Raw genomic sequence first — 26,201 nt, forward strand, 5'->3', positions numbered from 1 at the left:
CTTTCCCCTCGCACCCCGTTTCCATCAAACCGGTCGGTTGGCGTTGCGGTTCTTCACGGGTTCCATGCGCGCCACCCCTTCGGCGAAGCTGATGAAGGGGGAGGTCGCGTCGAACCGGGCGGCCACGTCCAGCACTACATCCAGCTTGGCCCCCGTATCCAGCTTCTTGATGTCGTTCTTGTCGACACCCATCAGGTCCATCATCTCCTTCCAGACGGTGGATTCGTCGCAGGGCAGGATCATGTAGGTAATGTTGTCGATCACCACCCGATAGCTGGTCAGCAGGTCGATGTTATTGCAAAAGATGAAGTAGCGACCGTCGGGCCGCAGCAGGCCCCCCAGCACCTCGGCCACCGTTTCCAGATAGGCGAAGGAATGGATGTAGCCGGCCAGCACAGGCAGGGTGGCCTCTCCCTCCTGTGCGGCGGTCAAGACCTGTTCCATCGAGAAATCCGGGGGGCGCTTCTCGTCGGCGATCTGCGGCTGGAATTTCAGCGCGATGTCGCCACGGAAGCCGAAGCGGCCCGGATGGCTGGTCGGACCCTTCAGCACGGCGTTGAACAGGCGCCCGTCCTGGTCCAGGCGGGCAAGGGCGGTCTTGTCGATGGTGGTCATGGGCGCAACGCTCCTGTTTGACAGCAAGGGACAGCCCACGGGAAAGGGGCGTCATTTCCGCCCTTGCAAACCCTCTGCCGGTTTTGCAAGGGCGGGGGCATCTGCCGCCAACATGCGGATTTGTCTGCATTTGCCTGTCGGATTGCGTTGGTTTCCCCCTGTCGGGTTTGCGACAGAAGCGCGACAAACACGACAGGGGTGAAGGGAAAGACCAAGGCTTTTCAACGAACTGTGCGGTGGCACGTCCTTTGCTGTGGTGAAGCCATCTTCCGCACAATGGCAACAGAGGGCTGTTCCCATGATCACCTTGACCCCGAGCGCCTTAAACGCCGTCCGCAGCGCCATCGCCGGTGCCGCCAACCCCGCCGGCGGGTTGCGCATCGCCGTCGATGCCGGTGGCTGCGCCGGCTACAAATACATGATGGGTCTGGCGGGCGAGGCCGCGCCGGAAGACAAGGTCATCGACCAGGATGGCGTGAAGGTCTTCGTCGACACCAACAGCCATGCGCTGCTGGACGGCACCACCATCGATTTCGTCGTGGCCCTGGAAGGGTCCGGTTTCACCTTCGACAACCCGAACGCCAAGTCGAGCTGCGGCTGCGGCAAGTCGTTCGGCTGATCACCGTCATCCCTTCTGACAGGAGCCACCCCATGCTTGCTCCCGACATTGCGCTCGACACGGCCCCGCCGTCTGGCACTGAGACGGCGGACCCCCGTTTGCAAATCGTCCGCGCCGCCATCGAAGAAATCCGCCCCGGCCTGCGCCGGGATGGCGGAGACTGTGAATTGCTGGGCATGGAGGGCGACACCGTCAAGGTCCGGCTGACGGGCGCCTGTGTCATGTGCCGGCTGTCCAGCGCCACGCTGGACGGTATCCAGGCCCGCGTCGTTGAACGCCTGGGCACCTTCGTACGGCTGGTTCCGGTGATGGGACGGACACCGGGGGCGCACTGACCTGCCCGTACTGCCCCCGTCCCTGACAGAAAGGGGAAGCACCATGCAGCCCGTCTATCTGGACAATAACGCCACGACACGCACGGACCCGGAAGTGGTCAGCACCATGCTGCCTTATTTCGACGTGCATTTCGGCAATGCCTCTTCCAGCCACGGGTTCGGATCGGCGGCGGCGGACGGGATGCGGCTGGCACGGCGGCAGGTTCAGGCCCTGCTGGGGGCCGCGCAGGAGCAGGAGATCATTTTCACTTCCGGCGGGACGGAGGCGAACAACATGGCCCTGCTGTCGGCGCTGGAGACCCAGCCCGACCGCGACGAGATCGTTGTCACCGCCGTTGAACATCCGGCCATCCTGTCACTGGCGACGCATCTGGCGAAAACGCGCGGCGTGACCCTGCGGGTGGTGGAGGTGGACAGCAGCGGTCGGCTGGACCTTGATCAGTTCGACGAATATGTGGGCTCGCGTACCGCCCTGGTCTCGGTCATGTGGGCCAATAACGAGACGGGCACCCTGTTTCCCATCACCCACCTGGCCGAGCGCGCCCATGCCTTTGGCGCGCTGTTCCACACCGATGCTGTCCAGGCGGCCGGCAGGGTACCCATCGATCTGAAATCGGTGCCGGTGGACATGCTGTCGCTGTCTTCCCACAAGCTGCATGGTCCCAAGGGAGTCGGCGCCCTTTATGTGCGCAAGGGTGTCGCGGTGCGCCCCTTGCTGCGCGGCGGACGGCAGGAGCGGGGACGCCGGGCGGGGACGGAGAATGTGCCCGGCATTGTCGGGCTCGGTGCCGCCGCCGCCCTGGCCACCCGGTATCTGGAGGTTGAGCAGGGCTGGGTCGGCGCGCTGCGCGACCAGTTGGAACAGGGGTTGATGCAGCGCATCGGCCAGGCCCGCGTGCTGGGCGATGTTCAGCACCGGCTGCCCAATACAAGCTGCATCGCCTTTGATTATGTGGATGGTGACGCGCTGCTGCTGCTGCTGGACCGGGTCGGCATCGCCGTTTCCTCCGGCGCGGCCTGCGCGTCGGGCGCCATGGAACCGTCGCATGTACTGCGCGCCATGCGCGTTCCCGCCAATGCGGCGCGTGGCGCCCTTCGCTTCTCGCTGTCGCGTGACACAACGACCCCGGATATCCACCGGGTGCTGGAGGAATTGCCCCCGATCGTCGCCCGTCTGCGCGCGAGTTCGCCCCTGTGGCGGGACCACGCGCCCGTCCCCGCATGAGGAGAGGCATAGAATGCTGAACGCACCCCCCATCATCATCAATGACAGCACGCTGCGCGATGGCGAGCAGGCGCCCGGCGTGGCCTTCACGGCGGCGGAAAAGCTGGCCATCGCGCTGAAGCTGGAAGCCGCTGGCGTGGATGAGATCGAAGCCGGCATCCCCGCCATGGGGGATGAGGAAATCGAGGCGATGGCGACGGTCGGGGCGGCGCTGACCCGCTCTGCCGCCATCGCCTGGTGCCGGATGACGGAGGCCGATGTCGACGCGGCCCTGCGCACCGGCCTGAAGCGGGTGAACCTGTCGGTGCCCGTTTCCGACCTGCAGATCCGGGTGAAGTTCAACGGCACGCGGCAGGACATCATCACCCGCATCCGTCGCGTCGTTGCCTATGCCCGCGATCATGGGCTGGAAGTGGCGGTGGGTGGAGAGGATAGCAGCCGCGCCGATATCGATTTCCTGCTGCGCGTCATCGCGGCGGCGGAGGAGGCGGGTGCCCACCGGTTCCGCTTCGCCGATACGGTGGGCATCCTGGACCCGTTCCGCACCCATGAGATTTTCCGCCAGCTTTGCGCGGAGACCGACCTGGAGCTGGAATTCCACGGGCACGACGATCTTGGCCTAGCCACCGCCAATACCCTGGCTGCCGTGCGCGGCGGGGCCAGCCATGCCAGCGTCTGCGTGCTGGGCCTGGGCGAGCGGGCCGGCAATGCGGCGCTGGAAGAGATCGTGGCCGCCCTTGGCCCCATCGCCGGCCGCCGGTCGGGCGTCGATCTGAAGCAATTGACTGATCTCGCCGAACTGGTGGCCGCCGCCGCCGGCCGGCCGATCCCGGCGGCCAAATCCATCGTCGGCCCCTCCGTCTTCGCCCATGAATCCGGCATCCATGTTTCCGGCCTGCTGCGGGACCCGGAAACCTATGAGGCACTGAATCCCGCCTGGTTCGGGCGGGTGCGGTCCATCGTGCTGGGCAAGCATTCCGGCATGGCCGCGATCATCAATGCGCTGAACGCCCTGGGTGTGTCCCCGGAAGAGAGCCGGGCCCGGCTGGTGCTGGAACAGGTGCGCAACAGCGCCATCGTCTGGAAGCGCCCCGTCAGCGACGGGCAGCTGCTGGATTTCTATCAGGCGGTCGGCGATTGAACCAAGGGAGGGCACCATGGCGGGAAAGGATCGCCCACCCGGCCTGATGGCCATGGTGCGGGAGGATATCGGCTGTGTGAAGGCGCGCGATCCCGCCGCCCGCAATATGGCCGAGATCATCCTGACCTATCCCGGCCTGCATGCTGTCATCCATCATCGTGTGGCCCATCGGCTGTGGTGCCGGGGCCTGCGCTTTCCGGCGCGGTTTTTGTCCTGGTTCGCGCGGCTGGTGACCAATGTCGACATCCATCCCGGCGCCCGCATCGGGCGGCGCTTCTTCATCGACCATGGCGCCGGCGTCGTGGTGGGGGAAACGGCGGAGATCGGCAACGATGTCACGCTGTATCACGGGGTGACGCTGGGCGGGACCAGTTGGTCGCCGGGTAAGCGCCATCCCACCATCGGCAATGGGGTTCTGATCGGTGCTGGCGCCAAGATCCTGGGGCCCATCCATGTCGGTGCGGCGTCGCGCGTCGGGGCCAATTCGGTGGTGGTGGAGGATGTGCCGCCCGACATGACCGTGGTGGGCATTCCCGGCCGCATCGTGCGCGATCCGCGCTGCCGCAAGGCGGTGGCGGGGCGTATCGACCTGGAACGTCACCTGATCCCCGATCCGGTCGGGGAGGCGCTGACCCTGATGCTGGACCGCATCACCTTTCTGGAAACGCGGCTGGCCCATATGCAGGGCCGGACCCCGCCGCCGCCGTCCCCGGTCGGGGCCGGCGGCAATGATTTTCGTGCCAAACACAAGCAGGGGACCGGCCATGGGCATCCTTGATGAACTATCCCGCCTTTCCTCGGCGGAAGATTTCTTTGTGCATCTTGACGTGCCTTACGATCCCGCCGTGGTGCGGGTCGCCCGGCTGCACATCATGCGGCGCATGGGCCAGTATCTGCGCGGTTCGGATGTCGATGGCGAATTGCTGACGGGGGAAGAGGCCGACCTGCGGGCCCTGTGCCGGTCACATCTGGAACAGGCCTACCAGGATTTCGTCGCCTCCAGCCCCATCGCGGAACGGCTGTTCAAGGTGCATCGCGACGCTGTGGCACCCAAGGCGCCCGAGGCAAAACCCTTTGTCCCGCTGGCGGCACTGGGCGAGGTGAAGGGGCCCTGACGCATCGCCGACACAGACCCGACAGACCTGTCGGGTCTGCGACAAAGCCCGTCTGGCCCCCCGTGACGGGTGATGGGTGGAAAATCAAGTGGTTAGGTCAAAACCAAGGGTTGGCACGCCGCTTGCCTTTGGGATGTAAGGACATCAGTGGCAAGGGATGGGAGACTTGAAGATGCATATCGTGGTCTGCCTCAAACAGGTTCCCGACAGCGCCCAGATCCGGGTTCACCCCGTGACCAACACGATCATGCGCCAGGGCGTGCCCACCATCATCAATCCCTATGACCTGTTCGCGCTGGAAGAGGCCTTGCGCCTGCGCGACCGGCTGGGCGGGGAGGTGACGGTGCTGACCATGGGGCCGCCCATGGCGGAGGACGCGCTGCGCAAGGCGCTGACTTTCGGTGCCGACCGGGCCGTGCTGCTGACCGACCGATCCTTTGCCGGATCGGACACGCTGGCCACCAGCTATGCGCTGTCCATGGCCCTGGCGAAGATCGGTGAGGTATTCGGGCCGACGCCCATTGTCTTCACCGGCAAGCAGACCATCGATGGCGACACGGCCCAGGTCGGCCCCGGCATCGCCAAGCGCCTGGGCCTGAACCAGCTGACCTATGTCGCCCGCATCTGCGACCTGGACCCGGCAGCGGGGACCATCAGCGTGGAACGCCGGGCGGAAGGCGGGGTCCAGGTGCTGGAAACCCGGATGCCGGTGCTGATCACCATGCTGGAGGGCACGAACGAGATGCGCCGCGGCTCGCTGGACGATGCCTATCGGGCCGCGCGGTCGCAGATCGTGAAATGGAGTGCCGCCGATGCCGGCATCACCGAACTGGCCAAATGCGGCCTGAAAGGGTCGCCCACCATCGTGAAGAAGGTGTTCGCCCCCCAGGCCCGTGCCGAGAAGGTGCAGCAGATCCCCACCAGCGACCTGTCCACCGATGCGCTTGCGGCCAGTGTCATGGCCGCGATCTTCCAGAAGCAGCCGGCGCTTGAGGGCGATCTGCTGCGCTTCGCCGCCGGGCAGTGACCGGGCGGCCAGAGAGGAACCAGACCATGACCGACGCACCGAAGGCCGATGCCCCCAAGCCCGCCGCCGGCCGGGCCGGCACCAAGCGTGAACTGCCCGAGCATTTCAAGGCTTACCGCCATGTCTGGGTGGTGATCGAATGTGAGCATGGCATCGTCCACCCGGTGTCGCTGGAACTGCTGGGTGAGGGCCGGAAGCTGGCCGACAAGCGCGGGGTGGAACTGGCCGGCGTGGTGCTGGCGGGGGACCCGCTGACGGCGGCACAGGTGGCCGCCGCCGCCTTTGAACATGGTGCCGACCTGGCCTATGTCGTCACCGACCCGATCCTGGCCCATTACCGCAACGAGTCCTATACGCGGGCCATGACCGATCTGGTCAACACCTACAAGCCGGAAATCCTGCTGCTGGGGGCCACCAATCTGGGCCGCGACCTGGCGGGATCGGTGGCCACCACGCTGCTGACCGGATTGACGGCGGATTGTACGGAGCTGGCCATCGATGATGAAGGATCGCTGGCGGCGACGCGGCCGACCTTTGGCGGCTCCCTGCTCTGCACCATCATGACACTTAATTACCGGCCGCAGATGGCGACGGTGCGGCCGCGCGTGATGTCGCTGCCGGAACGCACGCCCGGTCGCTGGGGCCGCATTGTCGAACATCCCCTGAACCTGACCGAGGCCGACATCATCACCAAGGTCCTGCGCTTCGTGGCCGACAGGGAGAGCGACAAGGCCCAGCTGGCCTATGCCGACATCGTCGTGGCCGGCGGGCTGGGCCTGCGCTCGGCCGAGAATTTCCAGCTGGTGCGGTCGCTGGCCGAAGTGCTGGGGGCCGAATATGGCGGGTCCCGGCCGCTGGTGCAGAAGGGCTGGATCAGTGCCGACCGGCAGATCGGCCAGACCGGCAAGACCATCCGGCCCAAGCTCTATATCGCCGCCGGCATCTCCGGCGCCATCCAGCACCGGGTTGGGGTGGAAGGGGCGGACACCATCGTTGCCATCAATACCGACCCCAAGGCCCCTATTTTCGAATTCGCCCATCTGGGCGTGGTGGCGGATGCCATCGAGCTGCTGCCGGCCCTGACCCGGGCCTTCAGGGCGCATCTGTCGGTCAACCGCCTTGCCGGCTGAAGGAGGCTTCCCATGATCGAGGAACGGTTTGATGCCATCGTCGTCGGTGCCGGCCCGTCGGGCAATGCCGCCGCCTACACGATGGCCAAGGAAGGGCTGAAGGTCCTGCAACTGGAGCGCGGGGAATATCCCGGCTCCAAGAATGTGCAGGGCGCCATTCTCTATGCCGACGCGCTGGAGAAGATCATCCCGGATTTCCGGGAGGATGCGCCCCTGGAACGCCATGTCATCGAACAGCGGCTGTGGACCATGGATAATGGTTCCCATGTCGGCATGCATTACCGTTCCGACGATTTCAACGAGGAACGCCCCAACCGCTACACCATCATCCGCGCCCAGTTCGACCGATGGTTCAGCGGCAAGGTACGGGAGGCGGGGGCCGTGCTGCTGTGCGAGACGACGGTGACCGAACTGCTGCGCGACACGGCGGGCCGCGTCATCGGCGTGCGCACCGACCGCGGGGGCGGCACGGCCTTCGCCGATATCGTGATCCTGGGCGAGGGGGTCAATGGCCTGGTGGGCCAGCGCGCCGGCCTGCGCCCGGAACTGAAGCCCGACACCGTGGCGCTGGCCGTGAAGGAAATGCATTTCCTGCCGCGCGAGACCATCGAGGCGCGCTTCAACCTGAAGGGCAATGAAGGCGTGGTGATCGAGGCCATGGGCACCATCACCGACGGGATGACCGGAACGGGCTTCCTCTATACCAACCAGGAATCCATCTCCATCGGCATCGGCTGCATCGTGTCGGATTTCACCGAGAGCAACCGCACGCCCTACGGATTGCTGGAAGCCTTCAAGCGCCATCCGTCCGTGCAGCCGCTGCTGGAAGGATCGGAATGCAAGGAATATGTCGCCCACCTGATCCCGGAGGGCGGCTATAACGCCATGCCGCAGCTCTATGGTGACGGCTGGATCGTGGTCGGCGATGCCGGCCAGTTCGTCAATGCCGTCCATCGCGAAGGCTCCAACCTGGCCATGACCACCGGGCGGATTGCCGCCGAAACGGTGGTGTGGCTGAAGCGTCGGCGCGAGGAACTGAGCAAGGGCAACTTGGCCGAATATCAGCGGCGCCTGGAAGAGACCTTTGTGATGAAGGACATGAAGAAGTACCGGAAGATCCCGGACTTTCTTCATCACAACAAGCATTTCTTCAATCTTTATCCCAAGCTGCTGAGCGGTGCCGCCCAGACCTGGTTCCGGGTCGATGGCGTCGACAAGCGCACCAAGGAAAAGCAGATTTTCCAGTCGTTCCGCGCCGGCCGGAAGCTTACCGGCCTGATCGGCGATGCCTTCAAACTGGCGAGGTCATGGCGATGATGAATATCGGAGAAGCGGGCGGCACCGCCCCGGTCAAGGTCGAGGAACGGCTGTTCCAGAACCGCTACATGGTGGATGCGGGCCGACCCCATATCCGCATCCGGCCGCATGAAACGCCGTCCAAGGCGCTGCTGGCCATGACGCGGCTGTGCCCGGCCGGCTGCTACAGCGTGAATGACCGGGGGCAGGTGGAGGCCGTGGTGGATGGCTGCGTCGAATGCGGCACCTGCCGCGTCGTCACGGCCCAGACCGGGGAGCTGGAATGGAACTATCCCCGTGGCGGCTTCGGTGTGCTGTTCAAGTTCGGCTGATGACGATGGCGGGTCCTTCCGGCGGCGACCCCTGGGCGGTTTCCGACGCGGCGATCGAGCGGTTGCTGGAAGAGGATCTTCGTTTCGGCGATCTGACCACGCGGGCCCTGGGGATCGGGCCCACGCCAGGGCGCATGCTGTTCCAGGCCCGTATGCCCCTGGTGCTGGCGGGCGTGGAGGAAGCGGCGCGGATGCTGGTCCGGCTGGGGATTACGGTCGGGGATGCTGCGCCGCCGGGCAGCCGCTGTGATCCCGGCCGCCTGCTGCTGACGGCGACGGGGCCGGCCGCGGCGCTGCATGCCGGTTGGAAGGCGGCCCAGACCCTGATGGAATGGTCATCGGGCATTGCCACGGCGACCCGTGGCATCGTTGACGCCGCCCAGGCCGTCAATCCGCACATTGCCGTGCTGTGCACGCGCAAATCCGCGCCCTTCACCCGGCAACTGGCCCTGAAGGCCATCCAGGCTGGCGGGGGCGACGCCCATCGTCTGGGGCTGTCCGACACGATCCTGCTGTTCCCCGAACACCGGGTCTTCCTGGACCCGCCCGACGATCTGGGATCGGCGGTCGCGCGGTTGCGCTGGGCGGCACCGGGCCGGTCGGTCATGGTCGAGGTCACCAGCGAGGCCGAGGCCCTGGCCGCTGCCGACGCCCTGGTGGATGTCATCCAGCTTGAAAAATTCCCCCCCGAGCGGGTCGACCGTCTGGCCAGACGCTTGCTGCGGCGCAGTGATGGTCGCCCCCTGCTGGCCGCCGCCGGTGGCATCAATGCTGCCAATGCGGGTGCATATGCGAAGGCGGGTGCCGACATCATCGTGACCTCGGCACCGTACAATGCGATGCCAACGGATATTCAGGTGACCCTGAATGTATTGTGAATCATATATTTATATTAAAATAATTTGTTCGGCGAATATTGAATCTATTTTGGATGAGCTTTATGAATCCGCTTGCGAGTCCCTTTTGCACCTGCGAAACTGTTTGACGGGTGCTTGGTTTGACGAGCGTCATCCCCGTTGCAAAGCATCCATATCGGTAGGCCTCGAGACACGAAAGGATTCGTGCGATGCCACTGGTTAGTTCCGCTTCGCAGTCCCCAGCCGTTTCCCCGCCGCCCGCCGTTGGCGCTGATCGGCATCGTGGTTCCGGGTTCTCATCCCGTGCTGAAATTGCCTTGCACGGGGTGTATGAGATTTCCAAAATCCTGGCGGTCCCGAACCGTCTGGAAACGACCCTGTCCAACGTGCTGGCATTGCTGTCCAGTTTTCTGGAAATGCATCACGGCATCATCGCGCTGTTCAGCGAGGATGGGACGCCGCAGATGGTGGTGGGGCTGGGCTGGACAGAAAAGAACGCCAAGAGCTATTTCGACCGGCTGCCAGAAAGGGCGATCGGCCAGATCGTCACCACCAAGATGCCGGTGGTGGTGGGCAATGTCGCGGACAATCCGCTGTTTGAGGATTGGGCTCCGGCGGAATGGGGGGAAGCGTCGCGCGTTTCCTTCGTTGGGGTGCCCATCAAGGATCGGGAAAGGGTTATCGGCACCCTGACCCTGGACCGCACTTGGGATGCGCAGGCGAACTTCCGGCTGGATGAGGATGTGCGTTTCCTGGTGATGATCGCCAATCTGGTGGGGCAGACAGTGCGGCTGCATGAACTGATCGCCCGCGACCGAGAACGGTTGATGAGCGCGCAGCGCATGTTGGAAAAAGAACTGTCACAGACCGTGCGCCCGGAACGTGATCCTGGACCTGCGGGCATTGTCGGTGACAGCCAGGCGATCCGTTCCGTGATCGACAAGATCAAGATTGTTGCCCGCAGCAATTCAACCGTGCTGTTGCGCGGGGAGTCTGGTACCGGCAAGGAACTGTTCGCCCGGGCCACCCATGACCTTTCCTCCCGTCGTTCTGGTCCCTTCATTAAACTGAACTGTGCCGCCTTGCCGGAAAGCATGCTTGAGTCCGAGCTTTTCGGACATGAGAAAGGTGCCTTTACCGGTGCCTTGGCGCAGCGGAAGGGTCGGTTTGAACTGGCCCACGGCGGCACCCTGTTCCTGGACGAGATCGGGGAGATCTCTGCGTCATTCCAGGCGAAGCTGCTGCGCGTGCTGCAGGAGGGGGAATTTGAACGGGTTGGCGGGACGCGAACGTTGAAGGTCGATGTGCGTCTGGTCTGCGCCACCAACCGGAACCTGGAAGAGGCAGTTGCCCGTAGTGAATTCCGGGCCGATCTCTACTACCGGATCAATGTCGTTTCGATCTTTCTGCCGGCCCTGCGTGATCGGCGGCAGGATATCATGCCCCTGGCGGGGGAGTTTCTGCGCCGATTCAATGATGAACATGGCACGGCCAAGACGCTGAGCGCTTCGGCGCGGGCCGTACTGGAAAGCTGTTTCTTCCCCGGCAATGTCCGGGAACTGGAAAATTGCGTTCGGCGGACCGCCACCTTGTCGCGTGACGCGGGCATCGGTGCGGACGACTTCGCCTGCAGGCATGATGAATGCCTCTCTGCGACCCTGTGGCAGGGCGTGATCGGACCGGGAAATGCCCTGAAAATCGTTTCCCGTCCATCGGCACCTCTTCCGATGCCGCCGCCACTATCCCCCCCAACGCCGACCTCCGATGGCGAGGAAGCATTGGATACGGGATTGGGCATGCCGGGCGCCTGTCCGCAGGCAGCCACCTGTACGGCGGCGCAGGGTGACCGCATGTCGGAGCGGGAACGGCTGCTGCAGGCCATGGAGATGGCCGGCTGGGTTCAGGCAAAGGCAGCCCGGCTGCTGAACCTGACCCCGCGTCAGGTCGGTTACGCCCTGGTCAAGCATAATATCCCGGTCAAGAAATTCTGACATTGGTTCCCGGCAATTCGCCCCTTAGGAGTGGAGTTTCCCCATGAAGCTGAGCGCACGGAACGTCATCGCGGGACGGGTTATTGCCGTCACCAAGGGGATGACGACAGCCAATGTGAAGATCGACATCGGAAATGGCTGTGTGATCACATCCGCCATCACCAACGAGGCGGTGGCGGACATGGACATCAAGGTTGGTGATGAGGTTTCGGCAATCGTAAAATCCTCAGACGTGATCATCGGCAAGGATTGATTGTTTCCGGTTCAAACACACGCGGCATCAATGCCGCGTGTGCATCCACGTTGCACGGCGGCTGGTTTCTTCCCACCAGTCCGCGATCACATTGGGTTCGCACAGCATGGTCGTGCCGTACCCGCCGGTGAAATCGCACCAGGCATCATAGAAGCGCCAGGGCACAGCGGTCAGCACAGGTAGCCCGGCTTCCACCGCCATGGCCATTTCACCGCGCAGGCCGCGCCCCTCGGCTTCCGTTTTGCCGAACTTGTTGATGACGACCAGTTCCACCCCCTCTGCAATGGCATGTTGCACGGCCAAAGCAGCGTCGGCCAAGCCGCCCGTATCCAGGCGACAGGATACGGCACCCGGTCCCAGATTCTGGCAGATGGGAATGATCTGGCCGGTGGTCAGATCCATGATCTCCATCAGCTTTACGGGCCCGCAATCGCCCTTGCGATTGCGCTGGACGATGCCGCCGACACGGCGGCCCAGATTCTGCAATCCGGTGGCGAAGCCAGCCAACAGACTGTCGACGTCATCTTCCGGTCGATAGACGACTGCCGCCAGATTCAACAGGTTCTCTGTATAGGCGAAACCATCTGGCATGTTGCTCTCCCGCCGCTGAATGTCGTCCGGCCATATGCCGGATAGTGTGGGGCTTGCAGTCTCCATGCCACCCCCCGGTCAGACGGCCTTTGGCCATTTTACGCCTCCAAACACGGTCGGGGATGCGACATGCTTGTCGACTTCCCGACGTTCATGGGGTGGGGTCGCCGCGATATACCCAGCGGAAATGGCCGGCTTAACCGATCATGGCCCCCTGGCATGGCCTTTGCTTTTCCCCTGCTGGCCCAGACCATCAGTGGAAGGACCGTCCCTATGAAAGTCATGATCCGCCGTTCGCCTGAAACCGGCTTGTCCATCTATGTCCCGAAAAAGGATCTGGAGGAACCGGTGGTGGAGACGGAGCACGAAACCCTGTGGGGTGGTTGGATCCGCATCGCCAATGGCTGGGTACTGGACCTGCCGGAGATGGCCGCCGACACGCGGCTGCCGGTGACGGTCAATGCCCGCAAGCGCGGGGAGGAGGATTGACATGGCCGTGCTGGAAATATCTGCGGAGCGCTTGGTAAGCCGACCGGCGGAAGCAGAGGCGCTGGTCGCGGATTTGGCCCGACAGTTGGTTGAAGGCGCACTTGTGCCCTATCTGGGACCGGGTTTACTGGATACGGGCGCGAGCGCTGTTCCAGCGACGCCGGAGGATCTGGCCACCTTCTTTGCCCTTAAGGTGGCGCTGCCCCGCCGCGCCAAGGGCAATGCCTGGGCCTCAGCCCAACATATTGAGAGTACGCGGCACCGGTCGACCCTTTCCGCCCTGATGGCGGAGGCATTTTCCCAGCCGGTGGCACCGACGGACCTACATCTTCATCTGGCGGCCCTTCCGCTGCCCCTGATCGTCGACAGTTGGTATGATGGCGCGATGCGCGCCGCATTGTCGGCGCGGCGTCCCGCCGGCGAATGGGGAGAGGTGCAAGGCATCACCCGTGCTGGCATCGGTGAAGATCGCTGGTATCGCTTCTATGACGCCAATGGCGTGGAGGTAGGGCGCGATCAGGTCACCGCGTGGGCGACCTTGCTTTACAAGCCCCATGGCGGTGTGTCGCCCGCGCGCAATTTTCTGATCTCGGACGCCGACTATGTCGAAGTGCTGACAGAGATCGACATTCAGACCCCCATTCCCGAGGCGGTGAAGGAACGGCGGCGCTCGCATGGCTTCCTCTATATCGGCTGCCGCTTCCACGACCAGCTTCTGCGCACCTATGCACGCCAGATTTCCAAACGGTCCGGCGACCGGCATTTCGCCCTGGTGGAACCGGAGATACTGACCCGCAATGAAATCCGGTTCTTGGCTGAGCAGGGGATCACGCCCATCGCCATGCCCTTGACGCGCGCCGTGAAAATCCTCTGTGGCGCGACATGATATGTCGCAAAGACCACAGGCCTGTCGTTAATCAGACGAACCATCCAACAAGTAAATATCTGTAATAAAAAGAAATTTTATCTCAGTGCCTTTGGCCCGCCCTTTGCTTTTGGGTCATCAGGCGTCCCCCATGGACAAAAGCGCTTCACCCCCAATCGGCCTGCCGGCCCTGCCAGCGGCCTAATGCTAAGGAGCGGACATGCACGCATCGACACAGCAGGGTGGCAGTACCGGCCATCTGGTGAATATCGACGCCGTGATGCAGCAGGTGGCCGAACATAAGGGCTGCGGCACCACGGGCGGCAGCGGCAAGGCCAGTTGCGGATCATCCGCCGGCCAGAACGACCTGCCACCGGAGATCTGGGAGAAGGTGAAGAACCATCCCTGCTACAGCGAGGAGGCGCATCACCATTATGCCCGCATGCATGTGGCCGTGGCGCCCGCCTGCAACATCCAGTGCAATTACTGCAATCGCAAATATGATTGCGCCAATGAATCCCGCCCCGGTGTGGTCAGCGAGCGGCTGAGCCCGGAACAGGCGGCCAAAAAGGTGCTGGCCGTTGCCTCCACCATTCCGCAGATGACGGTACTGGGCATTGCCGGTCCTGGCGACCCGCTGGCCAACCCGGCCAAGACCTTCAAGACCTTCGAACTGATCGCGCAGACAGCACCCGACATCAAGCTGTGCCTGTCCACCAACGGGCTGGCCTTGCCGGACTATGTCGACGAGATCGCGCGTTACAATATCGACCATGTCACCATCACCATCAACATGGTGGACCCGGAAATCGGGGCGAAGATCTATCCCTGGGTGTTTTGGGAGCATAAGCGCTACACGGGCGTGGAGGCGGCACGGCTGCTGACGGAACGTCAGTTGCGCGGGCTGGAGATGCTGACCGAGCGGGGTATCCTGTGCAAGGTCAACTCCGTGATGATCCCCGGCGTCAATGACCAGCATCTGGTGGAGGTCAACCGGGCCGTGAAGTCGCGCGGCGCCTTCCTGCACAACATCATGCCCCTGATCTCGGCGCCCGAACATGGCACCGTCTTCGGCCTGACCGGCCAGCGCGGGCCGACGGCGCAGGAATTGAAGGCCCTGCAGGATGCCTGCGAGGGCGAAATGAACATGATGCGCCATTGCCGGCAGTGCCGCGCCGATGCGGTTGGTCTGCTGGGCGAGGATCGCAGCGCTGAATTCACCACCGAAAAGATCATGGAGATGGAGGTCGATTATGACCTGGAAGGCCGCAAGGCCTATCAGGCCCTGGTTGAGGAAGAGCGGGTGGCGAAGGTGGCGGCCAAGGCCGAGGAACTGGCCGGACTGGAAGGGGCCGATGCCGACATCTCCCTGCTGGTCGCCGTCGCCACGAAGGGGTCGGGCCTGATCAACGAGCATTTCGGCCATGCCAAGGAATTCCAGGTCTACGAACTGTCGGCCAAGGGGGCCAAGTTCGTCGGTCACCGACGTGTCGATCTTTATTGCCAGGGCGGTTATGGGGATGAGGACAGTCTGGCCACGGTGATCCGTGCCATCAATGACTGCCACGCGGTCTTCGTAGCCAAGATCGGCGGCTGCCCCAAGGCGGACCTGACGGCGGCCGGCATCGAGCCGGTGGAACAGTATGCCCACGAGTTCATCGAGAAATCGGCGATCGCCTGGTTCAAGGACTACCTGGCCAAGGTGGCATCGGGTGCCGTCACCCATGCCCCGCGCGGCGATGCCGCCATCCGCCAGGGCGCCCTGATCGTCGCCGCCTGAGTTCCAGCCGCCGGGCGCTGTCCGGTTTCAACGGGAGTAATCGACCATGGCCTTCAAGATCGTCGCCTCGCAATGCACGAGCTGTTCCGCGTGTGAGGCGGAATGCCCGAACGTCGCGATTTCGGAAAAGGGGGGCACCTTCGTCATCAATCCGAAGAAATGCACCGAATGCATCGGCTATTTCGACGTGCCGCAATGCGTGGCCGTCTGTCCGGTGGATAATACCTGTGTCATCGACACCTCCTATCCGCGCTATCAGGCCGCACGCTGAGGGGGACGCGGAGATGAACTTTACCCTGACCCCCGCGGCCAGCCGCTTCATCCGCCTGATGCTGCGCAGCGATGGCGGGCCCACCAGTGGCTTTCGTCTGTTGTTGAGCCCCGGTGGCTGCTCTGGCCTGTCGGCTGATATCAGCGTCAAGGCCGCCCCGGAGCCGGGGGACGCCATTGTTGAACGCGATGGTGTCCGCCTGTTCCTGCCGGCACAGAGCCGGCTGCTGCTGGACGGCGTCACCATCGATTTCGCGGACAATGCCGCCCAAACCGGCTTGGTCTTCCGTGAAGCGCGCGCTGTTTCGTGCGGCACCCTGGCACCGGTTGATCTGGTCCAGCTTCAATAGGGGTGAAGGGACGATGTCGCTCCGTCAGGTCGCCGCCAAAATGCTCGAAGCGCCCCCGTTGCCGGACGCCCTGCTAGGCGGTGGACTGCCATCCGCTGCTTATCATCATCTTTGTGCAGCGGGTGCAGCTTATCACCTGGATGCGGAAGCCGAGCGACATCTATCCCTGGCACAGGCGGCAGCCCCTGGTCACGCCGCCGTGCTGATCGCCTATTATCGCTATTATTTCTACAAGGGGCGTCTGGCGGAGGCGCTGCACATCGCCCGGCTTTGCCTGGCGAAGGCCGCCGCAGAAAACAACCTGCCGTCGGATTGGCGGCTGGTCGCCGCTGGCGATGCCGCCTTCGGTCATTATGAGGCGGTACTGCCGCGTTTCTTTCTCTTTGTGCTGAAGGGCTATGCCTATCTCCAGATGCGGCTGGGCAATCTGGAGGAGGGGGAGGCGGCGGTGCGCAAGCTGCTGGAACTGGACCCCGGTGACAAGATCGGGGCCAAGGTCCTGCTGGCTGTCATCCAGCGCCGGGGGGAGGCCGACGATGACTGAGATCGACGAGGCCATCGACTGGCAGGGGTGTGCCGTCTCCTGCGGCGGCTGCGATCACGAGAAGCTTCAGGCTGGCGGGGGATGCCGTCTGCTGCATGCCTGTGTGCGGGATCGCTATGCCCGCCGCATCGACCGCTTCTTCACCTGGAACCAGGGGCTGGCATCGACCTATCTGAACCATCCGCATTTCGAGGTGCGGGCGATTGCCGCCAAATTCGCCGATATCTTCCTGCTGCCGCCGCTTCTGGATGACCCGGACGAGACCGTGCGCTGGAACGCCGTGCGTCGCCTGCCAAAACGCTATGCCCTGCGCCTGCGCAAGGACCCCCATAGGGAGGTGCGCATCCGCGTCGCCACCCTGCTGGAAGAGGCGGACCTGATCCCCATGATCCATGACCCGGATTATTATGTCCGCCTGGTCCTGGCGCGGCGGGTCGGTCCGGGTCTGCTGGCCCGTCTGGTGGCCGATCCGGAGCCAGAGGTGCGCCGGGCCGTGGCGCGGCGGGCCCCGGTGGAATGGCTGGTCGGCATGGCCCGCGACAGTGATGCCGACGTCCGTTATGAAGCTGCCCTGCGGCTGCGCGAAGACCTGCTGGCGATCCTGAAATATGACCAGGACTGGCGCATCCGGTTTGAAGTGGCCAGTCGCCTGCCATTGCCCGCTGTCGCCGACATGGCGCGGGATGAAGACATGCTGGTGCGGGAGATGGTGGCCGCCCGGCTGTCGATCCCGGCGCTGCCGCATACCGGTCGGCCCCTGCTTCTGGAGACAAGCCCATGAGCAACATTGTCCGCGACAGCGACGTGGTGGAGATCGTTGATCCCCCCTTCTTCACCTACGGGGACAAGGTGCGGTCGCGCCGCACCATCCGCAATGACGGTACCTATGCCGGCAAGGAGATCGGCGACATCCTGGCCCGCAAGGGCGAGGAGGGCTATGTGGTCAGCATCGGGACCTTCCTTCAGCAATTCTACATCTATGGCGTGGAATTCCTGGGCAGCGGCAATCGTGTCGGCATGAAACGCAAGGAGCTGGAATCAGCCCAGGCGTTGGCGGACGAGGATGATCTGCCCCTGCCCACGGGATTGCCATTGCCGGGAGCGCGGGCATGATCGAACCCAGACAACCGAAATATCAATGGGGCCAGCGTGTGCGCACGCTGGAGGATCTGATCAATGACGGGTCCTTCCCCGATGCCGCTCCCGATCTGGTGCTGGCACCCGCCGGGGCCGTCGGGGAGATCGTGCAGGTCGGCATGCATGTCGAGGCGAACCTGCCCGTCTATCTTGTCGAATTTCCCGACCGGCGCGTCATCGGCTGCCGGGAGGAAGAGATTACAGCTCTTTGACAGGGTAAGGAGGCCGGCAGCGATGGGTGAGCGGGCTGTTCAGATCGATGCGCTGGCCCCGATGCGTGCCCCGCATCCCAATGAACTGGATCGGCGGCGCATTGAGCGGGCCCTGAAGGGACGCCAGCGCTATCTCTATGTCGAACCGTCCGTGGTGCCGGTGGCCGGCGGCTATCGCGTGGAAAGCCCCTGCTGTTCACGCAATGTCGACCCGGATGGTGGCATCGTCGATGTGGCGCTGATCCAGTTCCGCGAGGGCGACTGGCGGCTGTTCCGCAAGGATCACGGCGGTGGGACCTGGGCCTTCCACAGCAATTTCCCCCGGCTGGGCGACTTGCTGGCGCTTTTGAATGTCGATGCCGACCGGCTGTTCTGGCAGTGAAGGAGGGCGCGGACCATGGCTGTGAGCAGCAATGAGCTGGAATTGATCGAGGGGATGCTGCGCATTCCGGGGGGCGCTGATCCGTTCCCCAGTTTGCGGCAGCGCTTTGCCCACCTTGTCTGGACGCGCTGTGACGCCGCCGACGTGCTGGAGGAACCGTTCCGGTCCATCGGCCCCTTCGACCTGCATCTGCTGGACGGCAGTGACCATTGCCTGCGGCTGACGCCGGAACCGGACAGGGCCACGGGTGTCCTGCTGGCGCGGCGGGGAGGGGTGTCATGACGGCATCCCCCCTGTCCCTGGTGCCGCCGATGGTGGAAGAGGAACTGATCCCCCTCAGCGATCCGGATATCACGCCCGTGGAAATGGCGGCGGTTGAGCGGGTGCTGCGCTCCGCCCATCTGGCGTCGGGGGAGGTGACGGCCGCCTTCGAAGATGCGTTCGCCCGCTATCTGGGGCGCAAATATGCCGTTGGCGTGGCCAGTGGCACGCTGGGCCTGCTGATGGCCTTGCAGGCCCATGGCATCGGTCCGGGTGACGAGGTCATCGCCTCCCCATACGGTTTCCGCGAGACCCAGCATGCGATCGCACTCTGCGGTGCGCGGCCAGTTTTCGCCGATATCGACTATTGGGCCGGCACGCTGGTGCCGGAAAAGGCCGCAGCCCGCATCACGCCGGCCACGCGGGCCATCATCGCCGCCAACAATAATGGCCACCCCGCCGCCTGGGCGGGGCTGCGCGCGCTGGCCGACGCCCATGGGCTGGTCCTGATCGAGGATTCCAGCGAGGCCATCGGTTCGCGCTATCAGGGCAAGCTGGTGGGCAGTTTCGGCGATACCGCCGTGTTCGATTTCTCCCAGCCGCTGGCCTTGAGCTGCGGGGAGGGCGGCATGGTGGTGACGGATGATGTCGACATTGCCATGGCCCTGCGGCGGCAATGCCGGCGCCGGCTGGATGAACGGACATCGGTGGTGGTGGGGGCGACCGCCCCCTATCAGGCGCCGCTGAGCGATCTGGCTGCCGCCTTGGGCTGGGCGCAGTTGAGCCGGCTGGAGGAGATCCTGGAGAAGCGCCGGCAGGTCCAGCATTTCTATTTCCGGCATATCCAGTCGTTCGAGGGCATCAAGGACCCCTATATCGGGCCGGACGTTACAGAGGTGCACTGGTTCCTCTACCTCGTGCATCTGGGCACGCGCTTTTCAAGGTCCAGCCGCGACGCCATCGTCGAGGATCTGCGCCAGGCCGATGTGGAGGCCGCCGCCTATTGCCAGCCCCTGCATCTGCAGCGGCGCTATTTCGACCTTGGCTACCGTCGCGGCGATTATTTCGTTACCGAAAAGGTGGCGGACCGGGCCGTGGCGCTGCCGTTCCACAGTCACCTTACCGAAGACCAGATCGCCTTCATCGTCACCACCATGAAGGATGCCTCCATCAATGTGGGTGCCGGGGCGGCGATCTACTGATCCAGCATTAGAAGGAGCTTTGCGATGTCCCTCGTCACCATCATGCCTTCCGGCAAGACCATCGACGCCACGGAGGGCATGACCCTGCTGGCCGCGATCCTGGCCGCCGACGAAACCCTGACCCACAAATGCAACGGCAATGCCTCCTGCGGCACCTGTCACGTCTTTGTACATGAGGGCCGCAAGGGCCTGACGCGCGTCGCGCGGGAAGAGAATGAGAAGCTGGACAGCATTGTCGGCGTCGGATCGAAATCGCGGCTGGCCTGTCAGGCCAAGGTGCTGGGGACCGAGCCGATCAAGGTGGAACTGCTGGGCTTCGCGTCCGGCTTCTGAGCAACCCAAGACAGGAGGATAAGGCGATGGAACAGGAAAGTTTGATGATCCATGTCCGTTTCGCGCCCGATGGCAGCGTGACGGAAATCGGTGAACGTCCGCCAGGCCTGCCGGCGCAGGCCTGGTTCAATCTGCTGAGCGACAAGGCGATGGGCCGTTATCAGGCCTATGCCGGTGGGCGCGGCCTGTTTCGGCTGCCGCGTGAACTGGTTCAGGAACTGAAGGCGGCGGCTTGACGAGAGGCCGCCCCGGTTTCCGATAATCGATACGGCTACAAAATGACCGCAACAGGCCGGGGGGTGTTCACCCCTCCGGCCTGTTGCGCATCCAGTCGGCCAAGGGGGTCAGGGCCTGCATGATGGCGTCGCGCGCCTGGGCGCTGGGCACCGTGTCCTCCAGGGCCAGACGCATGCAGTGCAGCCAGGCATCCCGCTCCGCGATACCGACCGGGAAGCCCATATGCCGGGACTTCAGGCGCGGATGGCCGCGCTCGGCGGAATAATCGCCGGGTCCGCCCATCCATTGCGCCAGATAAAGCCGCAGCACCCGCTTGGTCTCCGTCAGGTCGGGTGCATGGATCGCGCGCAGTTCCCGCGCTTCGGGAAGGCTGTCCATCAGATCATAGAACCGGTCCACCAGCCGGGCGATGGTGGGGGCACCACCGATCACTTCATAGATCACCGCTTGCTGGGTTGTTTGCGTCATCATGGCTCGCTCAATTCTGCCGATCGGGTTGCGGACAGACGGGCTGCATAAAACATGCCGGGGGAGAGGGTCGGGTAACGGCTGGTGGGGCGGGGATTTCGTCTCAAATCCCCCTGTCGGGATTGCGACAAAGTCGGATTGCCGACGTGGTCTGTTTGTCGAAAAACCGCACAAACAGGGCGGATCGGCTGCTGGCACGGTGGTTGCTGTAGGGATGGGGAGCCATTCGCATCGCCACGACCGGGATATCGATCGCCATGTCCGATGCCACCATCGCTGAACGCGCCACCGCCGCTCCCGAAAACATTCTGGACAGCCTTGTCCAGGCAGAAGAGGGCTACAAATACGGGTTCTTCACCGAGATCGAGGCGGAGGAAGCGCCGCCGGGCCTGAACGAGGATATCGTCCGGTTCATTTCGGCCAAGAAGGGTGAACCCGCCTGGCTGCTGGAATGGCGGCTGAGGGCCTTCCGCCGCTGGCAGACGATGGACCCGCCGGACTGGGCCAAGCTGAACATCGCCCCCATCGATTATCAGGCGGCCAGCTATTATTCTGCGCCCAAATCCCTGAAGGACGCACCCAAAAGCCTGGACGAGGTCGATCCCGAGCTGCTGAAGACCTATGAGAAGCTGGGCATTCCGCTCGGCGAACGGGCGGCCCTGGCCGGTGTGGCGGTGGATGCCGTGTTCGACAGCGTGTCGGTCGCCACCACCTACAAGGACAAGCTGGGGGAACTGGGCATCATCTTCTGTTCCTTCGGGGAGGCGGTGCGCGAGCATCCCGACCTGGTGCGCCGTTATCTGGGCTCCGTCGTGCCGGTGGCCGATAATTTCTTCGCCGCATTGAATTCGGCTGTGTTCAGCGATGGTTCCTTTGTCTATGTGCCGCCCGGCGTGCGCTGCCCGATGGAACTGTCGACTTATTTCCGCATCAATGCGGCCAAGACCGGTCAGTTCGAGCGCACGCTGCTGATCGCCGACAAGGGTGCCTATGTCAGCTATCTGGAGGGCTGCACGGCCCCGCAGCGCGACGAGAACCAGTTGCATGCCGCCGTGGTGGAACTGATCGCCCTGGAGGATGCCGAGATCAAATATGCCACGGTCCAGAACTGGTATCCCGGCGACGCGGAAGGCCGGGGCGGCATCTATAATTTCGTCACCAAGCGCGGCGCCTGTCGTGGTGCCCGCGCCAAGATCTCCTGGGCGCAGGTGGAGACGGGTTCGGCCATCACCTGGAAATATCCCAGTTGCCTGTTAGAGGGCGACCATTCGGTTGGCGCCTTCTATTCGGTGGCCATTACCAATAACCGCCAGCAGGCCGATACCGGCACCAAGATGATCCATATCGGGCGCAATACCAGCTCGACCGTCATCTCCAAGGGCATATCGGCGGGGCGCGGCCAGAACACCTATCGCGGGCAGGTCAAGGTTCTGTCCGCCGCCGACGGCGCCCGCAACTATACCCAGTGCGACAGCCTGCTGATCGGCAAGTCCTGCGGCGCCCATACCGTGCCCTATATCGACGTGCGCCACCCCGGCGCCAAGGTGGAGCACGAGGCGACGACGTCGAAGATCAGCGACGAGCAGATGTTCTATTGCCAGCAGCGCGGCCTGACGGCCGAGGATGCCCTGTCGCTGATCGTCAACGGCTTCTGCAAGGAAGTGCTGAACGAGCTGCCGATGGAATTCGCGGTCGAGGCACAGAAGCTGCTGGCCGTCAGTCTGGAAGGCAGCGTGGGCTGATCGCGGCCCCGTTCCCCCGTTTTCATGTTCGACGGTCTCCCCGCCCTGGAACGAAAGGATTTTCCCCATGGTCAATATTCTGGAAGTCCGCGACCTGCGAGCCCGCATCACGGGTGGACGGGAGGTGCTGAAAGGCATCGATCTGACTGTCGCACCGGGGGAGGTGCATGCCATCATGGGGCCCAATGGTGCGGGTAAAAGCACGCTGTCCAGCGTGCTGGCGGGTAAGCCCGGCTATGAGGTGACGGCGGGATCGGTGCTCTACAAGGGCGTGGACCTGCTTTCGATGCCGCCGGATGAGCGGGCGCGGGAAGGCGTGTTCCTGGCCTTCCAGTATCCGGTGGAGATCCCCGGTGTGAACAATATGTATTTCCTGCGCGCCGCCCTGAATGCCGGCCGCCGGCAGCGCGGCCAGCCGGAACTGGACGCACAGCAGTTCTTGAAGGCCGTGAAGGAGAAGCTGAAGCTGCTGGATATCGGCGACGATCTGCTGCGCCGCGCCGTCAATGTCGGCTTCTCCGGCGGGGAGAAGAAGCGCAACGAGATTTTCCAGATGGCCATGCTGGAGCCAAATCTTGCGCTGCTGGACGAAACCGACAGCGGCCTGGACATCGATGCGTTGCGCACCGTGTCGGACGGGGTGAACCGGCTGCGCGATCCGGGCCGGGCCATTGTCTTGGTCACCCATTACCAGCGGCTGCTGGACTATGTCGTGCCCGACCATGTGCATGTGCTGGCCGATGGCCGCATCGTGGCGTCGGGCGACAAGCATTTCGCGGCGGAGCTGGAACGCACCGGCTATGCCCATCTCTGCGATGCCGCCTGAGGGGGGGAGCCGCCATGCTGATCACCGATGACAGTGCCCCCTTCCAGGAAGCCTACCGCCATCTGCTGGCCGGGACGGACCAGCCGGACTGGCTGCGGTCGCAGCGGCAGGCGGGAATGGAGAGGTTCACCGATCTGGGCTTTCCCACCCGCCGGCAGGAGGCCTGGCGCTTCACTGACCTGGAACAATTGACGGCGCAGCCGCGCCTGCCCAGCCTGGATGGCGCCCCGCCGCTGCCGGCGGACCTGCTGGAACCCTGGCGTCTGGCGGGTAAAACCCATCGGCTGGTGCTGGTCAATGGCCGCTTCGAACCGGCCCTGTCCACCATCGGCACCCTGCCGGACGGGGTGTGGCTGGCCCCCCTGGCGGAGACGGTGCTGCGGCGTCCCGACGTGGCGGCCATGGCGTTCGGTGCCGATGGCAATGCCTTTGCCTTCCTGAACGCCGCCCTGTTCACCGACGGGGCCGTGCTGGTGCTGGCACCGGGAACGGTGCTGGAAATGCCGGTGGAGATCATCCATTACAGCACGGGCGACACCCAGGTGTCGGCGCATCCCCGGCTGCGGGTCATGCTGGGCGACGGGGCTCGCGCCACGCTGGTGGAAACCGCCGCCGGCGACGGCAATGGCTGGACCAATGCCGTCATCGACGTGACCCTGGGGGCGGATGCGGAACTGACCCATGTGCATGTGCAAGGCGAGGGCGCGGATGCGGCCCATACCAGCCTGCTGACAGCCGAACTGGGCAGCCGGGCCCGGTACCGGACCTTTGCCTTGATCACGGGGGCCAGCCTTTCCCGGCGTGACATGCAGGTCACGCTGTCCGGGCCCGGTGCCGTCTTCACCCTGCACGGGGCCTATCTGCTGGATGGCGGACAGGAAGCGACGCTGGCCGTGCGGGCCGACCACAAGGTACCTGACTGCCGCACGGAAGAGGTGGTGAAGGGCGTGCTGCAAGGGGCCGCGCACGGCGTGTTCCTGGGTACGGTCGCGGTGCGGCCGGGGGCCGACGGCACCGATGCAAGGCAGTTGAACCGCAACCTGCTGCTGAGCCCGTCAACCCGCGTCGATACCAAGCCGGAATTGGAGATTTTCGCCGACGACGTCAAATGCAGCCATGGTGCCACCGTGGGCAGCCTGGACGAGGCGGCTTTGTTCTATCTCCAGGCCCGTGGCATCGATCCGGTGACGGCCCGGTCCATGCTGGTGGCGGCGTTTGCCGCCGAAGTGATCGATGCCGCCGGACTGGAGGGAGAGGTGGAAGCGCTGCTGCGCCGGCATCTTGCCCGCTGGCTGGGCGGGGAAGGGGGGCTGGGATGAACCTGCTGCTGAAGGAACGCGCCACGCCGGCGGCGGCACCGGCGTTCGATCCGGAGGAACTGCGCCAGCAATTCCCCATCTTCGCCCGCAACCCCGGTCTGGTCTTCCTGGACACGGCCGCCAGCGCGCAGAAGCCGGTCGCCGTCATTGACGGGCTGGCCGAATTTTATCGCGGCGACTATGCCAATGTGCATCGCGGCGTCTATCGCCTGAGCGCGCGGTCCACGCAGCGGTACGAGGCCGCGCGGGAAACCGTGGCCCGGTTCCTGAACGCTGCCGCGTCGGAAATCGTCTTCGTGCGCGGTGCCACGGAAGGGATCAATCTGGTGGCCCAGAGCTGGGGACCGGCCTTCCTGAAGCCGGGCGATCAGGTGCTGGTGTCGGAACTGGAACATCATTCCAACATCGTGCCCTGGCAGATGCTGCGCCAGCGCCTGGGTATCGAGCTTGTCGTGGTGCCCATCGACGCCACGGGCGGGCTGGACATGGTGGCCTTTGCCCGCCTGCTGGGGCCGCGCACCAGACTGGTGGCCGTTACCCACGTCGCCAATGTCAGCGGTTGTGTCGTGCCGGTGGTTGACATCGTGCGGCTGGCCCATGAGGCCGGCGCCAGGGTGCTGCTGGACGGGTGTCAGGCGGTGCCGCGCCTGCCCGTGGATGTGCGGGCACTGGGCTGCGACTTCTATGTCTTCTCCGGCCATAAATGCTATGGCCCCACGGGGATCGGTGCGCTTTATGCCCGCGAGGGGCTGCTGGACGCGATGCCGCCCTGGCAGGGCGGCGGGGACATGATCCGCACCGTCTGCTTTGAGGAGACCACCTATCAGGATGGGCCGCAGCGGTTCGAGGCGGGGACGCCCGACATTTCCGGCGCCATCGGTCTGGCCCTGGCGCTGGACTTCATGACCGGGCTGGGCGGTGATGCCATCCGCGACCATGAAGCGGACCTGACCCGCTATGCGGAGGCGATGCTGGGCGATGTGCCCGGCGTCAGTCTGGTCGGCGCCGGGGACGAACGGCTGGGGGCCGTGTCGTTCCTGGTCGATGGCATCCATCCCCACGATCTGGCCACCATCTTTGACCAGTATGACGTGGCCGTGCGCGCCGGGCATCATTGCGCCCAGCCGCTGATGGACCGGCTGGGCCTGCCGGCCACCACCCGCGCCTCCTTCGGGGTTTACAGCACCAGGGCCGATGTCGATGCGCTGGTGGCGGCGGTGCGCGCCGCGCAGAAACTGTTCGGCTGTTGAAGGGGGA

34 protein-coding genes are annotated in these 26,201 nt (G+C 64.3%); 31 read left to right on the forward strand and 3 right to left on the reverse strand.

What is annotated here, in order from left to right:
* Positions 1-24: 24 nt before the first annotated feature.
* Positions 25-615: a hypothetical protein gene (locus tag GE253_RS21370; protein WP_153206172.1), complete on the reverse strand. Its 591-nt coding sequence runs from the start codon at positions 613-615 to the stop codon at positions 25-27.
* A gap of 298 nt (positions 616-913) precedes the next feature.
* Between GE253_RS21370 and GE253_RS21375 the strand changes: the two genes are divergently transcribed.
* The 13 genes from GE253_RS21375 (at position 914) to GE253_RS21435 (ending at position 11,936) form a co-directional block, all read left to right on the forward strand.
* Positions 914-1,234 carry an iron-sulfur cluster assembly accessory protein gene (locus tag GE253_RS21375; RefSeq protein ID WP_153206173.1) on the forward strand — a complete coding sequence of 107 codons (321 nt, stop codon included), beginning with the start codon at positions 914-916 and terminating at the stop codon, positions 1,232-1,234.
* 32 nt (positions 1,235-1,266) lie between these two features.
* Positions 1,267-1,569, forward strand: coding sequence for a NifU family protein (locus tag GE253_RS21380; protein WP_153206174.1), 303 nt, complete (start codon positions 1,267-1,269; stop codon positions 1,567-1,569).
* A 43-nt stretch (positions 1,570-1,612) separates the two neighbouring features.
* Entirely contained in the window at positions 1,613-2,794 is a 1,182-nt protein-coding gene (nifS, locus tag GE253_RS21385; RefSeq protein ID WP_153206175.1) for a cysteine desulfurase NifS, read from the forward strand.
* 13 nt (positions 2,795-2,807) lie between these two features.
* Entirely contained in the window at positions 2,808-3,935 is a 1,128-nt protein-coding gene (gene nifV / locus GE253_RS21390) for a homocitrate synthase (protein WP_153206176.1), read from the forward strand.
* A gap of 16 nt (positions 3,936-3,951) precedes the next feature.
* A complete protein-coding gene (cysE, locus tag GE253_RS21395) occupies positions 3,952-4,713 on the forward strand; it encodes a serine O-acetyltransferase (RefSeq protein WP_153206177.1) in 762 nt (253 codons plus the stop codon).
* Positions 4,700-5,050, forward strand: coding sequence for a nitrogenase stabilizing/protective protein NifW (gene nifW / locus GE253_RS21400; RefSeq protein ID WP_153206178.1), 351 nt, complete (start codon positions 4,700-4,702; stop codon positions 5,048-5,050). The genes cysE and nifW overlap by 14 nt, the downstream gene beginning before the upstream one ends.
* A 172-nt stretch (positions 5,051-5,222) precedes the next feature.
* Positions 5,223-6,077 carry an electron transfer flavoprotein subunit beta/FixA family protein gene (locus GE253_RS21405; RefSeq protein ID WP_153206222.1) on the forward strand — a complete coding sequence of 285 codons (855 nt, stop codon included), beginning with the start codon at positions 5,223-5,225 and terminating at the stop codon, positions 6,075-6,077.
* 26 nt (positions 6,078-6,103) lie between these two features.
* Positions 6,104-7,207 (forward strand): electron transfer flavoprotein subunit alpha/FixB family protein, encoded by a 1,104-nt coding sequence (locus tag GE253_RS21410; RefSeq protein WP_153206179.1) that lies wholly within the window; start codon positions 6,104-6,106, stop codon positions 7,205-7,207.
* Between the two features lie 12 nt (positions 7,208-7,219).
* On the forward strand, positions 7,220-8,524 hold the full coding sequence (locus tag GE253_RS21415) for an FAD-dependent oxidoreductase (RefSeq protein ID WP_153206180.1): 1,305 nt from the start codon (positions 7,220-7,222) through the stop codon (positions 8,522-8,524).
* Positions 8,521-8,835 (forward strand): ferredoxin family protein, encoded by a 315-nt coding sequence (locus tag GE253_RS21420; protein WP_247878800.1) that lies wholly within the window; start codon positions 8,521-8,523, stop codon positions 8,833-8,835. The genes GE253_RS21415 and GE253_RS21420 overlap by 4 nt, the downstream gene beginning before the upstream one ends.
* 5 nt (positions 8,836-8,840) lie before the next feature.
* Positions 8,841-9,713 (forward strand): ModD protein, encoded by an 873-nt coding sequence (gene modD / locus GE253_RS21425; protein WP_153206181.1) that lies wholly within the window; start codon positions 8,841-8,843, stop codon positions 9,711-9,713.
* A gap of 305 nt (positions 9,714-10,018) precedes the next feature.
* Positions 10,019-11,683, forward strand: a complete 1,665-nt coding sequence (gene nifA / locus GE253_RS21430; protein ID WP_348770924.1) for a nif-specific transcriptional activator NifA — start codon at positions 10,019-10,021, stop codon at positions 11,681-11,683.
* A 43-nt stretch (positions 11,684-11,726) separates the two neighbouring features.
* Positions 11,727-11,936: a TOBE domain-containing protein gene (locus GE253_RS21435; protein WP_153206183.1), complete on the forward strand. Its 210-nt coding sequence runs from the start codon at positions 11,727-11,729 to the stop codon at positions 11,934-11,936.
* Between the two features lie 27 nt (positions 11,937-11,963).
* On the opposite strand, the gene GE253_RS21440 is transcribed toward GE253_RS21435, so the two are convergent.
* A complete protein-coding gene (locus tag GE253_RS21440) occupies positions 11,964-12,527 on the reverse strand; it encodes a DUF2478 domain-containing protein (protein WP_153206184.1) in 564 nt (187 codons plus the stop codon).
* Positions 12,528-12,800: 273 nt separating this feature from the next.
* Here GE253_RS21440 and nifT point away from each other — a divergent pair, with 273 nt between their 5' ends.
* The 14 genes from nifT to GE253_RS21510 all read left to right on the forward strand — a co-directional run bounded on the left by nifT (position 12,801) and on the right by GE253_RS21510 (position 20,588).
* Positions 12,801-13,016: a putative nitrogen fixation protein NifT gene (nifT, locus tag GE253_RS21445; RefSeq protein ID WP_029011754.1), complete on the forward strand. Its 216-nt coding sequence runs from the start codon at positions 12,801-12,803 to the stop codon at positions 13,014-13,016.
* A 1-nt stretch (position 13,017) separates the two neighbouring features.
* Positions 13,018-13,902 carry an SIR2 family protein gene (locus GE253_RS21450; RefSeq protein WP_153206185.1) on the forward strand — a complete coding sequence of 295 codons (885 nt, stop codon included), beginning with the start codon at positions 13,018-13,020 and terminating at the stop codon, positions 13,900-13,902.
* Positions 13,903-14,161: 259 nt separating this feature from the next.
* Positions 14,162-15,661: a nitrogenase cofactor biosynthesis protein NifB gene (gene nifB, locus GE253_RS21455; RefSeq protein ID WP_247878803.1), complete on the forward strand. Its 1,500-nt coding sequence runs from the start codon at positions 14,162-14,164 to the stop codon at positions 15,659-15,661.
* Positions 15,662-15,707: 46 nt separating this feature from the next.
* Complete coding sequence (locus GE253_RS21460; RefSeq protein ID WP_153206187.1) at positions 15,708-15,932, forward strand: 4Fe-4S binding protein; 225 nt, start codon at positions 15,708-15,710, stop codon at positions 15,930-15,932.
* 13 nt (positions 15,933-15,945) lie between these two features.
* Positions 15,946-16,281 carry an iron-sulfur cluster biosynthesis family protein gene (locus tag GE253_RS21465; RefSeq protein WP_153206188.1) on the forward strand — a complete coding sequence of 112 codons (336 nt, stop codon included), beginning with the start codon at positions 15,946-15,948 and terminating at the stop codon, positions 16,279-16,281.
* A gap of 40 nt (positions 16,282-16,321) precedes the next feature.
* Positions 16,322-16,825 (forward strand): hypothetical protein, encoded by a 504-nt coding sequence (locus GE253_RS21470; RefSeq protein ID WP_211101539.1) that lies wholly within the window; start codon positions 16,322-16,324, stop codon positions 16,823-16,825.
* Positions 16,818-17,606 (forward strand): 4Fe4S-binding leucine-rich repeat protein, encoded by a 789-nt coding sequence (locus tag GE253_RS21475; RefSeq protein ID WP_153206190.1) that lies wholly within the window; start codon positions 16,818-16,820, stop codon positions 17,604-17,606. The genes GE253_RS21470 and GE253_RS21475 overlap by 8 nt, the downstream gene beginning before the upstream one ends.
* The gene (locus tag GE253_RS21480) at positions 17,603-17,938 is read left to right on the forward strand and encodes a nitrogen fixation protein NifZ (protein ID WP_153206191.1); all 336 of its coding nucleotides are present in this window, start codon (positions 17,603-17,605) and stop codon (positions 17,936-17,938) included. Before GE253_RS21475 ends, GE253_RS21480 begins: the two co-directional genes overlap by 4 nt.
* Positions 17,935-18,174, forward strand: a complete 240-nt coding sequence (locus tag GE253_RS21485) for a nitrogen fixation protein NifZ (RefSeq protein ID WP_153206192.1) — start codon at positions 17,935-17,937, stop codon at positions 18,172-18,174. The genes GE253_RS21480 and GE253_RS21485 overlap by 4 nt, the downstream gene beginning before the upstream one ends.
* A gap of 22 nt (positions 18,175-18,196) precedes the next feature.
* A complete protein-coding gene (locus GE253_RS21490; RefSeq protein WP_211101540.1) occupies positions 18,197-18,556 on the forward strand; it encodes a hypothetical protein in 360 nt (119 codons plus the stop codon).
* A 15-nt stretch (positions 18,557-18,571) separates the two neighbouring features.
* Positions 18,572-18,838 (forward strand): hypothetical protein, encoded by a 267-nt coding sequence (locus tag GE253_RS21495; protein WP_153206193.1) that lies wholly within the window; start codon positions 18,572-18,574, stop codon positions 18,836-18,838.
* A complete protein-coding gene (locus GE253_RS21500) occupies positions 18,835-20,019 on the forward strand; it encodes a DegT/DnrJ/EryC1/StrS family aminotransferase (protein ID WP_153206194.1) in 1,185 nt (394 codons plus the stop codon). The genes GE253_RS21495 and GE253_RS21500 overlap by 4 nt, the downstream gene beginning before the upstream one ends.
* Positions 20,020-20,043: 24 nt before the next feature.
* Entirely contained in the window at positions 20,044-20,352 is a 309-nt protein-coding gene (locus GE253_RS21505) for a 2Fe-2S iron-sulfur cluster-binding protein (protein WP_153206195.1), read from the forward strand.
* Between the two features lie 26 nt (positions 20,353-20,378).
* Entirely contained in the window at positions 20,379-20,588 is a 210-nt protein-coding gene (locus GE253_RS21510; protein WP_153206196.1) for a hypothetical protein, read from the forward strand.
* 67 nt (positions 20,589-20,655) lie between these two features.
* On the opposite strand, the gene GE253_RS21515 is transcribed toward GE253_RS21510, so the two are convergent.
* Positions 20,656-21,060, reverse strand: a complete 405-nt coding sequence (locus tag GE253_RS21515) for a group II truncated hemoglobin (RefSeq protein ID WP_153206197.1) — start codon at positions 21,058-21,060, stop codon at positions 20,656-20,658.
* A 254-nt stretch (positions 21,061-21,314) separates the two neighbouring features.
* Between GE253_RS21515 and sufB the strand changes: the two genes are divergently transcribed.
* From sufB to GE253_RS21535, 4 genes are all read left to right on the forward strand, one after another.
* Positions 21,315-22,799 carry a Fe-S cluster assembly protein SufB gene (gene sufB, locus GE253_RS21520; protein WP_173012766.1) on the forward strand — a complete coding sequence of 495 codons (1,485 nt, stop codon included), beginning with the start codon at positions 21,315-21,317 and terminating at the stop codon, positions 22,797-22,799.
* 76 nt (positions 22,800-22,875) lie between these two features.
* Positions 22,876-23,625: a Fe-S cluster assembly ATPase SufC gene (sufC, locus tag GE253_RS21525; protein ID WP_348770925.1), complete on the forward strand. Its 750-nt coding sequence runs from the start codon at positions 22,876-22,878 to the stop codon at positions 23,623-23,625.
* A gap of 14 nt (positions 23,626-23,639) precedes the next feature.
* Positions 23,640-24,944 (forward strand): Fe-S cluster assembly protein SufD, encoded by a 1,305-nt coding sequence (sufD, locus tag GE253_RS21530; protein WP_153206199.1) that lies wholly within the window; start codon positions 23,640-23,642, stop codon positions 24,942-24,944.
* Positions 24,941-26,194 carry a cysteine desulfurase gene (locus GE253_RS21535; RefSeq protein WP_153206200.1) on the forward strand — a complete coding sequence of 418 codons (1,254 nt, stop codon included), beginning with the start codon at positions 24,941-24,943 and terminating at the stop codon, positions 26,192-26,194. Before sufD ends, GE253_RS21535 begins: the two co-directional genes overlap by 4 nt.
* The last annotated feature ends 7 nt before the right edge of the window (positions 26,195-26,201 follow it).

Origin of the sequence: Niveispirillum sp. SYP-B3756, assembly GCF_009495745.1 — a bacterium.
Lineage (GTDB): Bacteria > Pseudomonadota > Alphaproteobacteria > Azospirillales > Azospirillaceae > Niveispirillum.

What these genes read in the sequence shown, in the direction of transcription:
- GE253_RS21380 (WP_153206174.1), top strand. Translation starts at nt 1,267, where the DNA reads ATGCTTGCTCCCGACATTGCGCTCGACACGGCCCCGCCGTCTGGCACT.
- GE253_RS21420 (WP_247878800.1), top strand. Translation starts at nt 8,521, where the DNA reads ATGATGAATATCGGAGAAGCGGGCGGCACCGCCCCGGTCAAGGTCGAG.
- GE253_RS21405 (WP_153206222.1), top strand. Translation starts at nt 5,223, where the DNA reads ATGCATATCGTGGTCTGCCTCAAACAGGTTCCCGACAGCGCCCAGATC.
- sufD (WP_153206199.1), top strand. Translation starts at nt 23,640, where the DNA reads ATGCTGATCACCGATGACAGTGCCCCCTTCCAGGAAGCCTACCGCCAT.
- nifV (WP_153206176.1), top strand. Translation starts at nt 2,808, where the DNA reads ATGCTGAACGCACCCCCCATCATCATCAATGACAGCACGCTGCGCGAT.
- GE253_RS21485 (WP_153206192.1), top strand. Translation starts at nt 17,935, where the DNA reads ATGATCGAACCCAGACAACCGAAATATCAATGGGGCCAGCGTGTGCGC.
- cysE (WP_153206177.1), top strand. Translation starts at nt 3,952, where the DNA reads ATGGCGGGAAAGGATCGCCCACCCGGCCTGATGGCCATGGTGCGGGAG.
- GE253_RS21475 (WP_153206190.1), top strand. Translation starts at nt 16,818, where the DNA reads ATGACTGAGATCGACGAGGCCATCGACTGGCAGGGGTGTGCCGTCTCC.
- GE253_RS21435 (WP_153206183.1), top strand. Translation starts at nt 11,727, where the DNA reads ATGAAGCTGAGCGCACGGAACGTCATCGCGGGACGGGTTATTGCCGTC.
- GE253_RS21480 (WP_153206191.1), top strand. Translation starts at nt 17,603, where the DNA reads ATGAGCAACATTGTCCGCGACAGCGACGTGGTGGAGATCGTTGATCCC.
- GE253_RS21415 (WP_153206180.1), top strand. Translation starts at nt 7,220, where the DNA reads ATGATCGAGGAACGGTTTGATGCCATCGTCGTCGGTGCCGGCCCGTCG.
- GE253_RS21510 (WP_153206196.1), top strand. Translation starts at nt 20,379, where the DNA reads ATGGAACAGGAAAGTTTGATGATCCATGTCCGTTTCGCGCCCGATGGC.
- GE253_RS21505 (WP_153206195.1), top strand. Translation starts at nt 20,044, where the DNA reads ATGTCCCTCGTCACCATCATGCCTTCCGGCAAGACCATCGACGCCACG.
- GE253_RS21470 (WP_211101539.1), top strand. Translation starts at nt 16,322, where the DNA reads ATGCTCGAAGCGCCCCCGTTGCCGGACGCCCTGCTAGGCGGTGGACTG.
- GE253_RS21500 (WP_153206194.1), top strand. Translation starts at nt 18,835, where the DNA reads ATGACGGCATCCCCCCTGTCCCTGGTGCCGCCGATGGTGGAAGAGGAA.
- sufB (WP_173012766.1), top strand. Translation starts at nt 21,315, where the DNA reads ATGTCCGATGCCACCATCGCTGAACGCGCCACCGCCGCTCCCGAAAAC.
- GE253_RS21450 (WP_153206185.1), top strand. Translation starts at nt 13,018, where the DNA reads ATGGCCGTGCTGGAAATATCTGCGGAGCGCTTGGTAAGCCGACCGGCG.
- nifS (WP_153206175.1), top strand. Translation starts at nt 1,613, where the DNA reads ATGCAGCCCGTCTATCTGGACAATAACGCCACGACACGCACGGACCCG.
- GE253_RS21490 (WP_211101540.1), top strand. Translation starts at nt 18,197, where the DNA reads ATGGGTGAGCGGGCTGTTCAGATCGATGCGCTGGCCCCGATGCGTGCC.
- GE253_RS21410 (WP_153206179.1), top strand. Translation starts at nt 6,104, where the DNA reads ATGACCGACGCACCGAAGGCCGATGCCCCCAAGCCCGCCGCCGGCCGG.
- modD (WP_153206181.1), top strand. Translation starts at nt 8,841, where the DNA reads ATGGCGGGTCCTTCCGGCGGCGACCCCTGGGCGGTTTCCGACGCGGCG.
- GE253_RS21465 (WP_153206188.1), top strand. Translation starts at nt 15,946, where the DNA reads ATGAACTTTACCCTGACCCCCGCGGCCAGCCGCTTCATCCGCCTGATG.
- nifW (WP_153206178.1), top strand. Translation starts at nt 4,700, where the DNA reads ATGGGCATCCTTGATGAACTATCCCGCCTTTCCTCGGCGGAAGATTTC.
- nifT (WP_029011754.1), top strand. Translation starts at nt 12,801, where the DNA reads ATGAAAGTCATGATCCGCCGTTCGCCTGAAACCGGCTTGTCCATCTAT.
- GE253_RS21535 (WP_153206200.1), top strand. Translation starts at nt 24,941, where the DNA reads ATGAACCTGCTGCTGAAGGAACGCGCCACGCCGGCGGCGGCACCGGCG.
- nifB (WP_247878803.1), top strand. Translation starts at nt 14,162, where the DNA reads ATGCAGCAGGTGGCCGAACATAAGGGCTGCGGCACCACGGGCGGCAGC.
- GE253_RS21460 (WP_153206187.1), top strand. Translation starts at nt 15,708, where the DNA reads ATGGCCTTCAAGATCGTCGCCTCGCAATGCACGAGCTGTTCCGCGTGT.
- GE253_RS21515 (WP_153206197.1), bottom strand. Translation starts at nt 21,060, where the DNA reads ATGATGACGCAAACAACCCAGCAAGCGGTGATCTATGAAGTGATCGGT.
- GE253_RS21375 (WP_153206173.1), top strand. Translation starts at nt 914, where the DNA reads ATGATCACCTTGACCCCGAGCGCCTTAAACGCCGTCCGCAGCGCCATC.
- GE253_RS21440 (WP_153206184.1), bottom strand. Translation starts at nt 12,527, where the DNA reads ATGCCAGATGGTTTCGCCTATACAGAGAACCTGTTGAATCTGGCGGCA.
- GE253_RS21370 (WP_153206172.1), bottom strand. Translation starts at nt 615, where the DNA reads ATGACCACCATCGACAAGACCGCCCTTGCCCGCCTGGACCAGGACGGG.
- GE253_RS21495 (WP_153206193.1), top strand. Translation starts at nt 18,572, where the DNA reads ATGGCTGTGAGCAGCAATGAGCTGGAATTGATCGAGGGGATGCTGCGC.